Source organism: Sinorhizobium sp. BJ1 (assembly GCF_002531555.1).
GTDB lineage: Bacteria > Pseudomonadota > Alphaproteobacteria > Rhizobiales > Rhizobiaceae > Sinorhizobium > Sinorhizobium fredii_B.
Genome location: NZ_NWTH01000042.1, coordinates 1 through 17,137, shown reverse-complemented (window position 1 = coordinate 17,137; position 17,137 = coordinate 1). Strand labels below are relative to the sequence as shown.

The following is a 17,137-nucleotide window of genomic DNA, read 5'->3' as shown; positions in this document are numbered from 1 at the left end:
CAATTTAAATTTTCCAGCCCGCCCTCGCGCGGGCTTTTTCTTTACATGGAGAAAGCATGGCGACCGCAGCAACCGTGTTTCGCGATTATGAAACTGATGGCGTACCGGCCTCCGGTTCCCACAAAGTAAAAAAGTCTGATGTTCGCGGCCTGCTTACTGGCTACGAAACGATCATCAACGCATTCACGTCGAATGGCGGGCTGGTCTTCACCCTTCGAGCCAGCCTTGACGCCCAGCTTACCTACCCGGTCGGGACAATGGCGTGGGTCATTGGCGATCCGGTGGTGGCGAACAACGGCGTCTATCAGAAGATTGGGGCATCGGGCACTGGAACGTGGAATCGCGTCGCCGATCTGCCGTTCTCGTTCATCATTGCGAGCGACGTCGGCGCAGGCACTGCGAACGCCATCCAGGCGACGACGAGTATTCCTGTTAGTTCGTCCGCGCTCATTTGGATGAACGTCTTTGAGGCGAACACAGCGACGCCCGTAACGGTCTCGTTCAACGGCGGCTCTGCGCTTACAGTCAAGACCAACAGCGGCAACGACGTCTCTGTCGGCGGCTTGACTTCCGGCATGATCGTGCTGGGCATTGTGTCGGGATCGACATTCCGGCTGGTGAGTGATCAGGCGTCCAGCGCGATTCTTGCTGCCGCGGAGGCAGCCAAGGCCGCGGCGGAGGCTGCGCAGGCAGCGGCGGAAGCGGCCGCCGCGAGCGTCAACATCAAGAACGTTGCAACGCGCGCTGCACTGAAGGCGCTCAACACTGCCGTGACCACGCTTGCCTTCCTTGGTGAAGGCGGCCGAAACGGCATCTTCAAGTGGACTTCAGGCGACTTCTCGACGCAAATCGCAGCAGACACCCAAGAGGGCATCTACATCAAGGCAGACGCTATCGCGTCGACCGCAGGCGCATGGGTGCGCCAGTATGATGGCTTGGTCAATGTCAAATGGTACGGTGCGGTAGGCGATGGAGTAACGAACGACACCGCCGCATTTATCGCTGCGGGCTTGCTGACGGGGCAAGAAGTTATCGTCCCCTATGCGTCTGCTGGTTACTTTGTGCAGGGAACGATACCGATCAATTGCCGCCTCGCCGGCGAAGGCAAGCCGACGATCAAGCTGACGACGGCCGGCGGCGTGGACGCAAACGGCGACAAGGGACTCTGGCTTAAGAGCGGATCCAGCATCAAAAATTTCCGCATTGAGCGGACGCCAACGGCCAGCGCGATCAGCGGAGAGTTCAACAACGCCATCGTGGTCGGAGAGTACGCCACGAGCGGGACAAGCTACGCCAATATTGAGATTGACAACGTTGATCTCGTTGGCATTGAAGGTGGCGTTGGTCGCCGCAGCATCATGGGGATTTACGGCAACGTTCGCGACAGCAAGTTTTCCAACATGCGCATCGTCGGCCTTGTCTCCTATGGCATGATGATCCATTGGGGCGGGAACTTTGACCCGGCGCTGCCTGATACAGGCACGGTTACTCAGTCGTGGCACCCGCGCCGCATCACTATCGAAAACGTCTTTATGGATAGTTTCGATCCCGATAACGGCCTCGGGGGGCTCTATCTCTCGGGCGCACATGACATCACCGTGTCTCGCGTTGCTGTACATGATTGCCGCTCGCCGTTCACGGTAGCCGCTGGCGACGTGGGTGGGCTGGTCGCGCAAGGCGAAAGCGCTAACTCGGTCTGCAAGAATATCCGCTTCGAGAATTGCGCCATCAAGAACTACGAAACTGTCGGCCTAATCATCGGCGGCGTCTCAGGCACTCGCGCCGGGTCTATCTGGAATGCGGCAAACGAGGACGTGTCCGTGGTCATCGATGGGCTCACGATTGAGCGCGGGCCACTTAGCACGGCGGGACGTGCGCTTGATTTCCGCATGTTCCAGAACATCGATGTTCGCGGTCTGAGTGTCACCCACCAAAGCGACATGTATTCCGACATCTTCACGCCGGCAGTGTTCGTGCAGGCGTGCAATGCGGTCTATGTGAAGGGCTACACCAACGTGCCGTTCGCGCACGAGGTGGCGGGCGGAACAAACGTCGTCATCGATACCGAAGACTATTGCTTGCGATCCGACTATGATTCCAATTGTATTGGTACTCGCCTGACTGGGCAGTCGGGGGCTCACACGCTGGGCGCTGCAATCGCGCTGAACGACACGACTGTAACCCTCACAGACCTTGACTTTGACGTTGTCGCCGGATCGACCATTACGATATCCGGGTCCACGATGACGATCACGAGGGCGGCGGCGACTTCCGCGACGTCGATCGTGCTGTCAATTACTCCTAGCCTTGTCGCAGCGGCGAGCTCCACGGCCGCAACAGTAGAGAAGGCGACCAAGAACATCGATATCAAGGGATTTGCCGATCGGTTTCAGTACGGCGTTTACTTGATCAACACGAACAGCGGCCATGCCGAGAATGTGAACATCTCTAAACGGTTCTTCCGCTCAGGGTTGCACGACATCTACGTCCGTGCAGCCAGAGGGGTAAAGATCGTCAACTGCGCTTTCTACGAGAGCGGGCAGACAGATGTTGCAGCGTGCAACAATGTCAGAATGATCGACGCGTCCACTGATGTCAGCATTGAAGGCTGCACCTTCGAAGACAACGAGAGCGGCGCTACGAAGGCTCGGCACAACATCTATCTGTTTGGCGATTCCGTCGGCTGCTCGATACGCGGCAATGCGTTCTTTCGGGCGTCCACGTCGGCAATCAACAAGTTCGCCCCATCGACTGGAACGGATATCGACCACAACATCGGTGATAACTGGTTCGGGCCGCTGTTGGCCGCGCGCATTTCTGGGACTTCTGGCATTGCGACGGCCAGCATGGGAGACCGCAAGGTAGGCTTCGGAACGGCAGCCCCGACGACGGGTAGTTGGAGCCAGGGCGATATCATCTGGTCGAAGAGTGCGGCGGCAAGCGGCAAGGCAGGCTGGATTTGCGTGACAGCAGGATCGCCGGGTACGTGGAAGACGTTCGCTGCGATCGATGCCTAAAAGGTAAGTGCTATGGCCGACTTAGAAGATAAGACGCTGAATGAGCTCGTTAGTGGACCTCTGTTGGCGTTTGCCAAAGAATTGCGGCAGGCGGCTGAAACGAGCTCAGAGTGTTCGGCTCAATGGCAGGCGTTCGATTGCAGTGAAATACTGGCAAGGGCTGCCGCACTGCTTGAGAAGCTTGACCGGGACATAGAGTCGGAATTGTACGATCCGAAATATATCGAATAGTGTGTCACAAGACGCCTTCAGGCCGCCATCGCCTGAGATATCCGCCTGAAGGCCGCATGAACGTCAATGCGGTTCTCCGAGTGCGGCTGGATGCGGCTCTCAGCCTTCGCATCTTCGAAAGACGGAAGGAACTCTAACGGGTCCGTCGTGTCCATCCCGGCGAACTGATCGTAAGAGTAGTTCCACCACTCAGAGGCGAGAAGACGCTCAATCAAGGGCTCGGGGAACCGAAACTTCTTGATCTCTGCCGGCGCTCCCGCGACGACGGCATAGGGCGGCACGTCCTTGGTCACGATCGAGCGAGCGGCAATAACCGCACCATGCCCGATCGTGATCCCCCGCTTGATCATGGCCTCTTGGCCTATCCAGACATCGTTGCCGATAACGGTTGATCCGGTATTCACACCCCGCGGCGGCGTCTTCGGCGCCGCATACCCCTTGTCCCGTTCAAATTGGGCAAAGGGCGCAATCGGCGAATAATCGAACCCGGACATGCCAATGCGCCCTTGCGGGTGGTTGCTCGCGATCGGCGCCGCTTTCTCCGCAATGGCGCAATACCGACCGATTGTGAAGCAGTCGGGCGGAAAATAGCTCTTGCTATAGGAGAAGGCTCCGACGGCCGAAATCTTCGGGCCAACATGCACGGCGCTGTACGGCTCGACCATCGCCCTGCCGCCTGCGTTGTAGTTCATGCCGACCCGCAGCCACGTTGAATCGTAAAGCCCGCCAGAGTTCAGGAAAATCCTGTTCTCTCGCAGAAATTCGACATGCTCGGCTGTGATCGTGATCTGCATAGTCCCTCCAATCGGTGACGGCATTTTTCAGCAGAAACAACCGAAGAGCGCAACCCATGCGGCTCTTCTTTCCACCACACAGGAGACACCAATGGATCGCGCGAAATTCTTCGCGGCGGTGCGCTCGCCCCTGTTCGCCGGCAAGATGACCGAAAAGCAGGTGCAGGGCGCTGACGCCATTCTTGACGAGGCAGAGCGGCGCGGCACACCGTTGGCGCATCTGGCTTACATGCTCGCCACGGCGCTGCACGAGACGGCCAAGACGATGCAGCCGATTGCCGAATACGGCAAGGGGGCTGGCCGCAAGTACGGCGTGAAAGGCAAGTACGGGCAGGTTCCATATGGGCGCGGCTATGTCCAGCTAACGTGGGACTCGAACTACGAGCGCGCCGATAAGGAGCTTGGCCTGAAAGGCGCGTTGCTGCGCAACTTCAACCTCGCCATGCGGCAGGACATCGCGGCAAAGATCATGTTCGTCGGCATGACCGAAGGCTGGTTCACCGGCAAGAAGCTGGCGGATTACATCGGTGCGCGGGTGGACTACGTCGGCGCGCGCCGCATCATCAACGGCACGGATAAAGCGAAGACGATCGCCGGCCATGCGACTGTGTTTGAGAAGGCGCTGAAGGCTGCGGGCTACGGCACGCGGGTCGTTGCGCCGGCAAAGGGCGGCTTCTGGGCTGCGCTAGTCAATATCATCATCAAAATTCTAAGGGGTGGAAAATGATTGCCGCCTATACCCGAATCGCGCTCCGCCTCTTCTTCTTCTGGATGGTGATGCGCGGCTACGTTTCGCAGGAAACCGCAGACACCTTTCTTCTTGACGAAGAGATGATCCGCGACGTTGAGACCACGGTCGGCACTGTCAGCTTCGCGCTGGTTGAGCTCTGGCACATCCTTGAAGCCAAGTGGAAGGCGGCTACGGCCGCCAAAGAATAATGCTGGCGCTCATCCGCTGGATAGCCGGCAAGCTTACCGGCGACCTAGTCGGCGCGCTCGAGCGGGCTCACGCAGACCGCCTTGCCGCAGCAAACGACGCACAGCGCATCGCGGCCGACATCAAAATCAAAACCATCGAAGCCAAGATGGCGGCTAGCGCCGAGCAGGCCGCCGTCATCAAGCAAGGCATGCAGCATAAGGTGTTTTGGATACCGTGGCTGCTAGCTGCCGTGCCGTGCGCTGCGTGGTTCGGATGGGGCATGGCGGATAGCCTGGCAAACGGCGCGCTGCCTGACGTGACAGCGCTGCCGCCGCAACTAAAGGAATACGCCGACGTGGTTTTCGCGAACATCTTCTATGTCGGCGGCGGAGTTGCTGGCGCGCAGATACTGGCTGGGGTGCTGAAAAGATGACCGGCGACAACTGGCTTTCCTACGTTGGCCCGCTCGTCGGTCTCTTCGGCCTCATCCTGACAATTTGGTGGAAGGTGGAAGGCAAGATTTCTGCGGCAAGCGACAAAGGCGACAAGGCGATTGCTGACCTAGCTGCCCACAAGCTGCACGTTGCCGAGACCTATATCACGAAGCAGGGGATGCGCGAGGCCACGGAGAGCATCATGGAGGCGATCAGCGGCGTGAAGCTTGCCGTTGATCACATGACTGTGCGCGTTGATCGCATCGTTGAGAATCAATCCAAGTCGCGCACTTCTGCGCGCACTTAACTCCCCGGAGACCTTACTATGGCAACCGAACTTCTGGCGGTCGGGGCGACCGCGGCTAACTCGTCTGATCTGGTGGTTGCTTCTGGCTCCACTGTTACCATCGGCATGAAGGGCGCAACATCTGGCGAGGCGCGCGTGCGCGTCCAGTTGAAGGACGATGCTGGCGGCTACACCGACGTGTCGGAAATCACTCCGTTTAGGCCTGCGCTAGCAATCACGGCGCCGGGCACGTACCGCTTTGCTCGCGTGGCTGGTGCGACCTGCGGAGTTTTCAGTGCTTAATTCGGGTGGCTTGTTTGCGCCGCTATTTAGTCCTGTCGTGCAGCGCGTGCACAGTCGGAGGGGAGTGGCTGCGGGCATAGCCAAAGTGCTCGCACACCGGCTCTACGGGCCTGGATACAACACGGGGTCGGCGCCCCCTACTGGCGACGGCACGCAGAAGACCTACGCGGCCTCGTACGTCAATTTGTCAGGCGTTCCGATGAAGAACGTGTCGGTGGTGCTCCAAGGTTGGACGCTTAGGACGACGGAAGGCACGACGGACACCGGCAACGATTTTACGGTTACGGGCAGCATCGAGTACCCGGTAGGCACGATCATTGCGACAATTCCCGAAACGGTTGTCACGAGCGGCGCCAACGTCGAAGGCGCAGAATTCGAGCTCCCGACCGAAATACCGACAAACGGAACGTGGCGGATCAACCTCGCCTCTACCGTACCGAATGGCCAGAAGTACATCGTCAATCTAGGCTTCGCTGGCGTGCGCGTGCACACGGCCAACCGCGCCGCATTGAAGAAACTGGCGCTGTACGCTGTCGGCGACAGCATCATGACGAACAACAATGGCGCCGCATACAACGCCGCGAACACGCGCTGCCCGTGCTACCAGGCTAGTATTTCTGGCGCTCGGGCGAGCTTCTATGGCGCGAATAGCGCGCAGTTCTTCCAGCGGCAGGCTGATTTGGCTGGGAAGCTAGGAATTACTCACTTCCTGTCCAACTTCGGCACAAACGACTTCGGCGCGCTTTCGACCGTCGCGGACATCCAAGGCTACCTCCTCAACATGAAGGCTGCCGCGTCCGCCAAGGGCGTGAAGTTCGCGCAGGCAACGATGTGCCCGCGCACGAGCAAACTTGCTGCGGTGACGCCAACCTCTGTTACATCTTCTGGCAACAACATTATCTGCGCGGTGGCGGACCCAGCCTTATTTGTCGTCGGCAAACCGTACACCATCGCGGGCGCCACGCAGACCGAATACAACGGCTCCAAGATATGCGTCGCCAAGGATGCGACGACTGTCACATTCCTGTTTCAGGGGTCGGGCACCTCGCCGGCCACGGGCACGATCACAATAAATCCATGGAAGGACACGTCTTCTGCGGAGTGGATGACGGCGTGGTCTGGAAACTCTGCAGCCTTCCAGCCGGGGGGGGACTCACCGCGCGGATTGTTCAATGCATGGGTGCGCAGCGGCGCGGTTGACGACTACGTTGAGTGGGCCGATGCTTGCGAGCCTTCTCGAGACAGCGGACGCTGGCTTGTCGCTGGTGAGAACGCAAACTTGCCTGACGTCCAGCTAATCACGGTCAGCAGCGTCATCAGCACATCCCGGTTCAACTCGAACTACAGCCGGGGCACATCGACGATACCGAATGGCTTCTTGCAGGCCATTACAGGAAACAATGCCGGCCACGTTAGAAGTGGTAACGGCAACACCAACGGCGACGTTACTGCGTCGTCAGCTTGGACAAATACGCAAACCATCGGCGATACGCTATACGCGATTCCCGGTGTTTCCTACATGTCGGATGACGGCACGCACCCGCGTGTGTCGGGTGGCGGCAAGGGCGGCCAGACGCTTTTGGACAACGCGACGGCTGCGTGGATCGACGCCAAACTAGCCTAAACAACAACAAAATGCTGCGGTTCCTTGCCCCTCCATTTCTGGAGGGGCTTTTTTTATGTTCAGCGTTCTTGTTCTCATTTTGTTCTGACGCTATTTCTGGCCTATGGTCGAGACGATTGGCGAAGCATTCAGCCTCGGATGGCAACTCAAGGCGCGGTGCGCGTACGGCAGCCGCGAAGGCTTGAAGTCGGTTCGCCGCTGCACATGGACCTACGATCTCGACATGCTGACGCTCGTTGCCACGCGCGGGAGAGACTTCCCGCTTGCTCTCTTGGCCAGCCGGCTGAGGTGCCCGCGGTGCGGCTCGCGCGCGGTGTCATGCCGCCGTCTGACGAGGGCAGACGGCGAGGCGCAGCGTAGGCTTGACAAATTTGTAAAACACCATTAGTGTGCACTCACGATGCGCTCACCACGCGCACGCCGTCGCAACGGCCACCAACCAGCGGCGCCACCACCAGCAAGAGGAGACCTGCCACGATGAGAAGACTTCTCTACGCATCTGCATTCCTCGCTACAGCCGCCGCTGCGTTCTTTGCGCCGGATGCGGCTGCTTATATCAATCCCTCAAACAAGCCAGCCACGTCCTCCGTCGTGAAGGTCATAGTTAGTGATGGCCACGGATCGGCCGTTCATATCGGCAACGGCTCGTTTCTGACATCCACTCACGTCGTCGAAGGCAAGAAGACCGTCTCGCTGAAGACCAGCAGCGGCAAGACGCTGGGCGCCAGGGTTCTCTGGTCCAACAAGGAATATGAAATCGCGATGCTGACGGCCAACGGGGCCGGCGTCGACGTATCTAATCTCACTTGCCGCGAAGCTGAGGTTGGCGAGCCAATCCGCGCCGTAGGTAATCCGATCGAATTGGAATTCGTGTCCGCATGGGGCCGCATCAGCGGGGCGCGGCGAGAGATCGGGCCGCTAAAGTCAGCGTACGTATCAGACCTGACGACGGTCATGGGAATGTCTGGCGGCCCGGTTTTCGACATGAGCGGCGACATTATCGGCATCAACGCAGCCGTTCAGCTTGCGAGCATTGAAGGAAGCACGACCTTGACTGGCTTCGGCTTCGTCGTGCCATCCAAGGACATTTGCGCCCTTCTCGGGAGGGCAGCATGAACGCCACCACCGCAAAACTCATCGTCCTCAACACCTGCTGGGCCGCGCTCGTCGTCTGGGCAGCCGTGATGGGCTACGTGCAATTTGTCTTCACGCACGACATTAGCGGCCTGTCGTACATCATCTCTGCGCTGCTTGTCGTAGCCATCGCAGCTGCATTCGCAGGCCGCGTCAACTTCCTGCCGCACGCCAAAATCTGGTTCGTGATGCTCGGCCTGATAGGCAACATATGCGGCTTCATCGTCGCGCTGCAGGGTATGGCGGGCGGTTCGCTCACTGACGCCGACGGCCTGATGAAACTCGCGACGGCCCTGCTTGACGGCATGTCGGTTGCGTTCTGTTCCACGCTCGTCGGAGCAATAGCTGCACTGTGGACCAGCACTAACGGCTGGCTGCTTGGCTTGGCGGCAAGCGAATGATCCGGACGCTCATCCAAGACGTTCTGCTGGCCATGCTGTTAGGCGTCGCCGCTGTCATCATGTTCGTGCTGCCTTCCATCAACCCGCCAGCGGCAGCCAAGGATCCGATCGACATTCCAGGCAACCTAGTCGCCACGATCGTCTGGCCGGAAGGGCCGACAGACGTTGATCTCTGGGTCGCCGGCCCAAGCGATAGGGCGGTTGGCTACAGCAACAAGAGTGGGCGTATCTGGTCATTGCTGCGCGATGATCTCGGCACAGCCAACGACAGCACACCGATTAACATGGAATCGGCATTCACACGTGGCCTGCCAGACGGCGAGTACGTCGTGAACGTTCGGTGCTTTGGCTGCGCCGGCCGCGTGCCAGTGCCCGTTAACGTCGAGATACGGCTAGCCGACGGCGCAGTTGTTTGGCGCGGCTTTGTGGATCTCGTCGCGGACAAGCAGGAGCGAACGGCGCTCCGCTGGCTGATGGCGGGCGGCGCCGTTGTGGTCGGCAGTGAAAGCCAGGTCTTCAGGGACATTAGAGGAGAAGGGTGATGGTGGAGTTTGCAAAAAACTTTGTGGTTGGCGCTGTCTTATTCGGCGCCCTGATCGGCGGCATAATAGGCGCAATCTATGGCCTTTTCAGCTTCTTCTATTGGCTTTCTGGTGGCGAATTGTGGGGCTTGCCGCTGTTCGTAGTGGCATCACTTTCGCTGACGGCAGGGGCGTCGTTTGCCGCCCATGAGGCAGCAAAGCAATGACCCCCGCCATCACACTCTGGCTAGCCTTCGTCATCGCCGCTGCGGCAATCGCCTGGTTCGGTACATACCGCCAAGCGCTATGCCTAGCCCTCGTCACCCTCTTAACACTCCCGGCAACCATCCTGCCGCTTGGCCACGCAACGCCACTAGCACCGCCGCAGGGGAGATACGCAGTTCTCGGCGCGCGCATCGACGTTGATGAGGCGATCTGGGTTCTTTTGGACTCTGGCGCAGGGCCGCCGAAATACTACAAACTGCCATTCACAACGACGGCCGCGAACGATCTGCAGAAGGCCATGGACATGGTTGTCGGCCAAGAAGGCGGCTCTGTCAGCATGACGATGGGTGAGGGTGGCTCGCCGGGGTTCTCGGAAGAGACGCCGGCCGGTGAGCCGCCGAAGCAAGCGGAAAGGGCGCTGCTGCCGTGAACGACCTAGCCTGGGAAGCTTTGAAAATCGCCATGTGCGGCGCTGCGGCGTTCGCACTGATCTGCGCCGTTTGCGCGTATGGATGTTATCGGCTGGGGCCGGAGGAGGATTGATGCAAGAACGATACACGATGGCGCAGGACAACGACTGCCACTGGTACGTCATTCCGGTTGCTTCGCAACAGGAATGGAATGAGTGGTGCGACATCCCGTCAGATGATGAGCGGGCATGGGAGCCACCAGAATTCGCGAAGCAAGTGGGCGGCTGCTACAGCCTCGTCACGTTCACAAATCCGGAGATCGCATGAACCTCACCACCGAACAACTCGAGGAAAGAGTCGCCGCCTACAAATCGTACGGCAGCCAACGGCTGGCCGCGCAGGCGCTTGGCATCGGCAAATCGACGATGGGCGACAGTCTCAAAGTGGCTGCGGAGCGGGGGCTGTTGGGGACGAAGCCGGTGTTGCCGGGATTCCGCCTAACGAAAACAACCGCCGTCACTAACGAGCACGGCGACGTCGTGCGAGAGTTCATCCAGCAGCGGCCAGAAGCTGGTGCCGAATTCGAGCTCCCGGCTGGCCACACCATCAAGGGCGTGTCGGCGCTTGTCGATCCTGCCGGCCGTGTGATGCAGCAGTGGGTGAAGACGCGCAACGAATATGCGCCGCAGGACATTGCGGCAATCCTCAAGGACGCCTTCACCGATGTACCGCCAGCCGAGCCTGTCGTCGCCTCGTCGATCGTCTCCAGCGACCTGCTGACGCTCACGCCCCTTGCGGATTTCCACGTCGGACTCTTCTCTTGGGCCGGCGAAACCGGAACCAATTGGGACTTGAAGATTGCCGAGCGGGTCATAGGCGACGCAATCGAAGACTTGACCGATCGCACGCCGCCAAGCGCGCACGCTATCGTTCTGGGTGGCGGTGATCTGCTCCACAGTGACAACAACGAGAACAAGACGGCGCGCTCTGGCAACGTTCTTCAAGTCGACGGCCGTTACCAGAAGGTGCTGATGACGGCCTGCCGCCTTGTCGTGCGGACGATTGACGCCAACCTTAGACGACACGGCCACGTAACGGTGCGCATCCTGCCGGGCAACCACGACGAGCACGCATCTGTCGCGGTCGCCTACTTCCTGCTTGCTTGGTATCGCAACGAGCCTCGCGTGACAGTCGACGTCGATCCGTCGCTATTCTTCTGGTTCCGTTTCGGCAAGGTGCTGCTCGGGGCCACGCACGGCCACACCGTCAAACTGAAGGACATGGCCAGCATCATGGCACACCGTCGCGCCGAGGACTGGGGAGCAACCCGCCATCGGTTCGTTCATGGCTTCCATATCCACCACTCGAGCAAGTTCGCGACCGAAGGCAACGGCGTCATTTCGGAATCGCACCAGACTCCGACGCCGCAGGATGCTTGGCACTTCGGCGCGGGATTCCTGTCTGGCCGCAGCATGCAGGCGATCAGTTACCATCGCGAGTTTGGCGAGGTGTCGCGCGTGCGGGTCGCGATGATGGATGCGGCAAATGACAACGAGCCCGCAGAGCAGAGGAGGGCGGCGTGATAACGCTGATTTCAACTGCTTTGGCGATCATCGTTGTGATGGTCCCGATTGCCATAGGTATCTGGCTCTTACCCAGATGATCTAACCACCACCTGCTGCCGGCTCACCAAACCGGCAGCAACCACCACAGAGGAGACTGAAATGATGATCCATGTAGATGAGCAAGGCCGCGTAACTCCTGCCAACGACAACTACTCCCACGCCGCCGCCATAAACCTGTTTGCGGCCGACTGCCACGCAGCAAGCCGCAAAGCTGGCTGGTACACCGACCCGCACACCGGCAAGGCGCTAGAGCGCAACGTGCCGGAAATGCTCTGCCTGATACACTCTGAGATCAGCGAGGCGATGGAAGGATTCCGCAAGAATCTAGCCGACGACAAGCTGCCCCATCGCAAGATGATTGAAGTCGAGCTCGCCGACGCCATGATCCGGATTGGCGACCTTGCCACGTATCTCGGCTTGGATGTCGGCGGCGCGATCGTCGAGAAGATGGCGTTCAATGCGCAGCGGGAGGATCACCGCTTAGAGAACCGGCTGAAGGCTGGCGGGAAGGCGTTTTGATGAGCATTTCCATATCACCAGAAACGACTGGATCCGGCGACAGACCGCCGCTCCCGCGCGGAGTTATAACCTCTCCGCAAAAAACTTATAACGCCGCAAACGACAACGCACCGCGCCTCGGCGACTTCATGCAGGTTGCCTCCGGCCGCAAGTTCTGGCCGATGGACCCTCGCAGCGACGAAGTCTTCATCGAGGACATCGCGCACAGCCTCAGCCTGCAATGCCGTTATGCTGGCCACTGCCTGCGGTTCTACAGCGTCGCCGAGCATTCGGTGCACCTTGCCCGCCATCTGCGCTGGCAAGGCGTAGACGTGTCGCTCTGGGCCTTGCTGCACGATGCTTCGGAGGCGTACCTCGTCGACGTCCCGCGCCCAGTGAAGCCGTACCTGCCAGGATATAAGGAGGCTGAATCCAGGGTGATGGCGGCGGTGTGCGAGCGTTTTGGGCTTGCCGCTGAAATGCCGCCGCAGGTGCATGAATCCGACAACCGCATCATCGCCGATGAAGTGGCCGCCAACCTCGCGACCATGGACTGGCACGCGCGCTACAACGAGCCGTTGGGCGTAAATATTCGGTGCTGGTATCCGGAGCAAGCCCGCGAGGAATTTCTCGCAACTTTCGAGGCGCTGATGGACTGCAGGGCGAGGGGGATGGAGTGAACATTTACCGTTACCGCTTCAACTGCGTTTGTCCGAGCGACCAAACAACGGTCACTTATGATCTGACGATCACGTCACCCGGCAAGGTTCTGGCGGAGGACATACGCACCATCTGCGATGCTGGCCCATCACACCAAGAGGATTTGGCCGACAAGCTTGCTGCGCTTGGCGGAGAGCAGGTCATAAGAGCCATTCACCAAGGTGTTGAGATTGAAACGAGGCGACCGTGACAATTCACTATCACGGCACGCCGCTAACCCCACGCACTGAATTGTGGAAGATGGCTGGGAAGCACTTCTGTGTTTCCTTCGCCAATCCCGGCGATGCCGATTGGTGCCTGCAGCACGGCCAGTCCGTGATGTGGGACAACGGCGCCTTCACACTGCGCAAGCGCGGAGAGGCTAACTGGCCGAAGTATTACGCATGGCTGGAATCTCGTTTGGGCCACCCGCACTGGGCGGTCATCCCTGATGTTATCGATGGGGAGGTTGAGCAGCAGCGCGAACTCGTTGCGCAATGGCCGTACCCGAAGCACCTCGGCGCGCCGGTTTGGCATATGGCGTTGCCGACAGACTACCTACTGGAGCTCGCCGAAAACTGGCCGCGTGTTTGCTTTGGCTCGTCAAAGCAATACTGGCAGGTAGGCTCGCCAGACTGGGAGCGTCGTGCCGACGAGGCGTTCAACGAGCTCGAAAGAAGAGGACTTAGGCCGTGGGTGCATATGCTTCGCGGCTTGGCAATGTGCGGCGATCGGTGGCCATTCGCCAGTGCAGATAGCGTTAACGTGGCCAGAAACTTCAAGGACAGTTCGACGTGCCCAGAGAGAATGGCTCGCCGGATTGATGCAGTGCAGTGCCCGCCACGGTGGGTAATCAAACCCGCAAACGACAACATAGGAGACCTATTCAATGACATCGCGTGCTAACACTGGCGGCTACGAGCCGCGTTTTACCATCGAACGCACCGACGGCAAGCCGATTGCCGCAGACCGCCGCTATATGGTTCTGTCTTTCGACGGCAGCGACCCTGAGGCAGTCAAGGCTCTCGAGTTCTATGCGGACTTGAAGACCGCTGCCAACCCGGATCTGGCAGCCGACATCCGAGCTAACATCGCCGACCCCGCCAACGCGCCGGCTCAACACCGCTATGCGTAAGGTGGCTCTGCTGGTGGCGGCTTTTGCCGCCACCGTCCCCGCCGCCAATTGGATGATTGGTAACGTCGGGACGGTCTGCATTCAGAGTGGTCCGTGCCTCCTGCCTGTCGGCTTCGGACTGACCGCGCCTTCTGGCGTGTTGCTTGTCGGCCTTTCGCTTGTGCTTCGCGACATGGTGCATGAGGCGGGCGGCATTCGAGCATCACTGCTGGCGATTGCTATTGGCGGTCTGCTGGCATGGTTCGTCGCCCCGACTGCCTTAGTGGTTGCGTCTGTCGCTGCGTTCGTTTTGGCAGAACTTGCCGACCTACTGGTTTACGCGCCGCTGCGTGAGCGTCGTCTTGGTCTGGCCGTTCTAGCGAGTGGCGCAGTTGGCGCCGTGGTAGACAGCGCCGTCTTTCTGACGCTTGCGTTTGGCTCGTTGGACTTCCTTGCCGGCCAGGTTGTCGGCAAGCTCTGGATGAGCCTTGTTGCCGTTATGTTAATTGCTTATCGCAAGAGGGCGGTAGCAGCATGACCTACCAATTCCACGTCGGCCAGCAGGTCGTCTGCATCGATGACAAGGTGCCGCTCGAGGGCGGCGCCGTTGTCAAAGACGCAGCCATCACGGAAGGCCAAGTCTACACGCTTCGGTGGGTAGGAATGGCCAGCCATTACGTCTTCGGCTCGTATCTGGGAGTCAAGCTTGAAGGCGTCGACAGCAAGTTCGGCGAGGCGTGGGGCGTGAAAGACGCGCCGTTTGCCGCTCGTCGCTTTCGGCCGCTCGTCAAGGATCGGATGGCCAGCTTGCGAGCGCTGCAAAACCCAAACCAGCCGATTGCACCCGCGCCGGAAGAGCCGAAACGGCGCGTCACCACAAAGGAAGAGGAGAAGGCATGATCGACAGCGACAACTGGAGCCCCTGGCTCGAAAGCGGCGACCTTACGCACGTTCCGACCTACACCACGCCTTCCGAATTGCGCGCGCTCGGCGCGGCAATCGGGAAGTATCCGGAAATGCAGCAGGTGGGCACGCTCCACCTCCCACCCAGGCCAGCCAACGACAACTACCCCCGCCTGGTGGCACTCACTGGCGCGGCTGGCAGTGGCAAGTCGACAGCGACCAAGTTCCTCGTCGAGCGGCACGGCTATACGCTGGTGAAGTTCGCTGGGCCGTTGAAGCGGATGATGTACGCGCTGGGGCTAAAAGAAGAGCAAGTCGAGGGTGACCGCAAGGAATCGCCTTTGGCGCTGCTTGGCGGCAAGACTCCACGCCACGCCATGCAGACCATTGGCACTGAATGGGGCCGAAACTGCATGGGCGAAAACTTTTGGGTCAATCTTTGGCTGGCCCACGCCGAGACGGCCATTGACGAGGGTGGCCGCGTAGTCGTCGACGACTGCCGATTCCCGAACGAAGCGCAAGCCGTGCGCGAACTTGGCGGCATGATTCTCAAGCTGGAAGGCAGGGGCGGCATTGCCGGCCAGCATGCCAGCGAGGCTGGCTGCGGCCAGCATGACGCGGTTGTCACGAACGACTCGTGTATCACCGAACTCTACGCTGCGGTGGAACAGGAAGTGAAGAGGTGGGCGGCGTGACGGCACTCCGCTGGTGGCTGTTCAAGCAACTCTCTGCGATCGGCTGGCGAATATGCCCCGAGCCTCATAGGTCGCGCCTACAGGACGCCATGCCGACTTGGCAACAGGTCGGCTAACAATCAACCCGTCTGCTCCCGCAGGCGGGTTTTTCTTTTCCACCAACCCCTAAAAAAATATCCCCACCAAACCCAACCGGGCATGCGGCTCATAAAGCAGTGCGGGGCAGTCTCTCGTCGGCGCGTTCGCGTGTCCCTCGCGCTCGCTTGCCGTCGTTTTTAGCGCAGGCCGTTAAACGACATGGTTTCGGCCCACCCATCAGCGCCTACCTGTCCCAAGTCAGCCGGCCCGTGGTCCAGAGACCTCATCATCATCGGGCAGGCGTTTTTCAGCCTGCATCCGAGGCACACCGTCTCAGTTCCCGCCATCGGCACCAGAGCGTCCGCAAGCATCCAGTGGTATCGACGCGGTCCTAATTCGATCTGCCTTACGTGGTATTGCTCCCTGCCTCTCTCAGTCCTGCTTCTGCCGATGACAATCGACGGCATCATGCCGGATCTGTGGTTGACGCATTGGCCTAATGCGAACTCCATTTCGTTTGTGTTCCTTGTGGGTGAGAACAGTAGATAGGAGCGCCAGGATACGCGGCGCGAACTCTAATCATGCAATAATCATAAGTAGTATTTAATCACAGCCCAAACCCCTCAACTCGAATCGGCGATTGGCGCCGAGCCAGGAGTTGAACACTAGCCATCACGACTAGCCGTGCGCCTTTAGCCGTCGCGACGGCCTGGACATACGGCCGCACGTCTGCGGACCGTGCGCACGCGTAACCGTGCACGACGCATCGCTCCTGGCCCAAAAGGCCGAGCGAGTGCGCCAGCCGCTAAGCTGCGCATGTGTTCAGCACACGCGCCTTGCGTGTGCCTAGTGATGGTCAGGGTGTTCAAGCCCGCAACGATTAATACGCCTTTCGGGCTAGCGTGCAACTAGTCCAACCGGACTAATTGCGACGAGCCCGAAAGTGTTGCGGGATGGTTACTGGTGCGTTGGTCGCGAGTCATCGGAGGGGAGATTTTGGGACAGGTGGAAGGGGAACGGGCGCGGAACACACGGTCTTATGTGCTGTACAGCTTTTGTACGTAACCGAGCGTTTTTCGGTGCAATTTCACGCTTTGTTCTGTACGCGCTTGTTGCGCTGCGCTGTCGGCGTAATCACTAAGTAGCTGAATTTATTGGGGCTTTATGGTGCTGCTAGAGAGATTTGAACTCTCGGCCTCTCCCTTACCAAGGGAGTGCTCTACCCC

General features: G+C 59.6%; 24 protein-coding genes. 23 read left to right on the top strand and 1 reads right to left on the bottom strand.

The features are described from left to right. Positions 1–56: 56 nt before the first annotated feature. The gene (locus tag CO676_RS35800; protein WP_210202653.1) at positions 57–3,017 is read left to right on the top strand and encodes a right-handed parallel beta-helix repeat-containing protein; all 2,961 of its coding nucleotides are present in this window, start codon (positions 57–59) and stop codon (positions 3,015–3,017) included. Between the two features lie 12 nt (positions 3,018–3,029). After that, positions 3,030–3,248 (top strand): hypothetical protein, encoded by a 219-nt coding sequence (locus CO676_RS30295; RefSeq protein WP_097523800.1) that lies wholly within the window; start codon positions 3,030–3,032, stop codon positions 3,246–3,248. 17 nt (positions 3,249–3,265) lie between these two features. Here the strand turns inward: CO676_RS30295 and CO676_RS30290 are convergent, their stop codons facing one another. Beyond that, positions 3,266–4,042 (bottom strand): CatB-related O-acetyltransferase, encoded by a 777-nt coding sequence (locus CO676_RS30290; RefSeq protein ID WP_179875701.1) that lies wholly within the window; start codon positions 4,040–4,042, stop codon positions 3,266–3,268. Between CO676_RS30290 and CO676_RS30285 the strand changes: the two genes are divergently transcribed. From CO676_RS30285 to CO676_RS30180, 21 genes are all read left to right on the top strand, one after another. Then, complete coding sequence (locus tag CO676_RS30285; protein WP_348628081.1) at positions 4,026–4,769, top strand: hypothetical protein; 744 nt, start codon at positions 4,026–4,028, stop codon at positions 4,767–4,769. The genes CO676_RS30290 and CO676_RS30285 overlap by 17 nt on opposite strands. Beyond that, the gene (locus CO676_RS30280; RefSeq protein WP_097523797.1) at positions 4,766–4,981 is read left to right on the top strand and encodes a hypothetical protein; all 216 of its coding nucleotides are present in this window, start codon (positions 4,766–4,768) and stop codon (positions 4,979–4,981) included. The genes CO676_RS30285 and CO676_RS30280 overlap by 4 nt, the downstream gene beginning before the upstream one ends. Continuing rightward, positions 4,981–5,394, top strand: a complete 414-nt coding sequence (locus tag CO676_RS35530) for a hypothetical protein (protein ID WP_179875700.1) — start codon at positions 4,981–4,983, stop codon at positions 5,392–5,394. The genes CO676_RS30280 and CO676_RS35530 overlap by 1 nt, the downstream gene beginning before the upstream one ends. Then, a complete protein-coding gene (locus CO676_RS30270) occupies positions 5,391–5,702 on the top strand; it encodes a hypothetical protein (RefSeq protein WP_097523796.1) in 312 nt (103 codons plus the stop codon). Before CO676_RS35530 ends, CO676_RS30270 begins: the two co-directional genes overlap by 4 nt. 18 nt (positions 5,703–5,720) lie before the next feature. Then, positions 5,721–5,984, top strand: a complete 264-nt coding sequence (locus CO676_RS30265) for a hypothetical protein (protein WP_097523795.1) — start codon at positions 5,721–5,723, stop codon at positions 5,982–5,984. Positions 5,985–6,183: 199 nt separating this feature from the next. Continuing rightward, positions 6,184–7,608, top strand: coding sequence for a hypothetical protein (locus CO676_RS30260; protein ID WP_144340224.1), 1,425 nt, complete (start codon positions 6,184–6,186; stop codon positions 7,606–7,608). 477 nt (positions 7,609–8,085) lie between these two features. Beyond that, the gene (locus CO676_RS30250; protein ID WP_097523793.1) at positions 8,086–8,724 is read left to right on the top strand and encodes a serine protease; all 639 of its coding nucleotides are present in this window, start codon (positions 8,086–8,088) and stop codon (positions 8,722–8,724) included. After that, positions 8,721–9,143: a hypothetical protein gene (locus CO676_RS30245; protein WP_097523792.1), complete on the top strand. Its 423-nt coding sequence runs from the start codon at positions 8,721–8,723 to the stop codon at positions 9,141–9,143. The genes CO676_RS30250 and CO676_RS30245 overlap by 4 nt, the downstream gene beginning before the upstream one ends. Further along, positions 9,140–9,685, top strand: coding sequence for a hypothetical protein (locus tag CO676_RS30240; RefSeq protein WP_210202652.1), 546 nt, complete (start codon positions 9,140–9,142; stop codon positions 9,683–9,685). The genes CO676_RS30245 and CO676_RS30240 overlap by 4 nt, the downstream gene beginning before the upstream one ends. Next, positions 9,685–9,891, top strand: a complete 207-nt coding sequence (locus CO676_RS30235) for a hypothetical protein (RefSeq protein ID WP_097523791.1) — start codon at positions 9,685–9,687, stop codon at positions 9,889–9,891. The genes CO676_RS30240 and CO676_RS30235 overlap by 1 nt, the downstream gene beginning before the upstream one ends. Then, positions 9,888–10,319, top strand: coding sequence for a hypothetical protein (locus tag CO676_RS30230; RefSeq protein WP_097523790.1), 432 nt, complete (start codon positions 9,888–9,890; stop codon positions 10,317–10,319). The genes CO676_RS30235 and CO676_RS30230 overlap by 4 nt, the downstream gene beginning before the upstream one ends. Positions 10,320–10,431: 112 nt before the next feature. Beyond that, the gene (locus CO676_RS30225; RefSeq protein WP_097523789.1) at positions 10,432–10,626 is read left to right on the top strand and encodes a hypothetical protein; all 195 of its coding nucleotides are present in this window, start codon (positions 10,432–10,434) and stop codon (positions 10,624–10,626) included. Further along, positions 10,623–11,882: a hypothetical protein gene (locus CO676_RS30220; RefSeq protein WP_245424554.1), complete on the top strand. Its 1,260-nt coding sequence runs from the start codon at positions 10,623–10,625 to the stop codon at positions 11,880–11,882. The genes CO676_RS30225 and CO676_RS30220 overlap by 4 nt, the downstream gene beginning before the upstream one ends. A gap of 141 nt (positions 11,883–12,023) precedes the next feature. Then, positions 12,024–12,443 (top strand): hypothetical protein, encoded by a 420-nt coding sequence (locus CO676_RS30215; protein ID WP_245424552.1) that lies wholly within the window; start codon positions 12,024–12,026, stop codon positions 12,441–12,443. After that, the gene (locus CO676_RS30210; RefSeq protein WP_210202651.1) at positions 12,443–13,102 is read left to right on the top strand and encodes a hypothetical protein; all 660 of its coding nucleotides are present in this window, start codon (positions 12,443–12,445) and stop codon (positions 13,100–13,102) included. The genes CO676_RS30215 and CO676_RS30210 overlap by 1 nt, the downstream gene beginning before the upstream one ends. Continuing rightward, positions 13,099–13,332, top strand: a complete 234-nt coding sequence (locus tag CO676_RS30205) for a hypothetical protein (protein ID WP_097523788.1) — start codon at positions 13,099–13,101, stop codon at positions 13,330–13,332. The genes CO676_RS30210 and CO676_RS30205 overlap by 4 nt, the downstream gene beginning before the upstream one ends. Next, positions 13,329–14,027, top strand: a complete 699-nt coding sequence (locus CO676_RS30200) for a hypothetical protein (protein WP_097523787.1) — start codon at positions 13,329–13,331, stop codon at positions 14,025–14,027. Before CO676_RS30205 ends, CO676_RS30200 begins: the two co-directional genes overlap by 4 nt. Further along, positions 14,011–14,256, top strand: a complete 246-nt coding sequence (locus CO676_RS30195) for a hypothetical protein (protein ID WP_097523786.1) — start codon at positions 14,011–14,013, stop codon at positions 14,254–14,256. The genes CO676_RS30200 and CO676_RS30195 overlap by 17 nt, the downstream gene beginning before the upstream one ends. Further along, a complete protein-coding gene (locus CO676_RS30190) occupies positions 14,249–14,773 on the top strand; it encodes a VUT family protein (protein WP_097523785.1) in 525 nt (174 codons plus the stop codon). The genes CO676_RS30195 and CO676_RS30190 overlap by 8 nt, the downstream gene beginning before the upstream one ends. Continuing rightward, the gene (locus tag CO676_RS30185; protein WP_097523784.1) at positions 14,770–15,135 is read left to right on the top strand and encodes a hypothetical protein; all 366 of its coding nucleotides are present in this window, start codon (positions 14,770–14,772) and stop codon (positions 15,133–15,135) included. Before CO676_RS30190 ends, CO676_RS30185 begins: the two co-directional genes overlap by 4 nt. After that, complete coding sequence (locus CO676_RS30180; protein ID WP_097523783.1) at positions 15,132–15,833, top strand: deoxynucleotide monophosphate kinase; 702 nt, start codon at positions 15,132–15,134, stop codon at positions 15,831–15,833. The genes CO676_RS30185 and CO676_RS30180 overlap by 4 nt, the downstream gene beginning before the upstream one ends. Positions 15,834–17,137 lie beyond the last annotated feature (1,304 nt).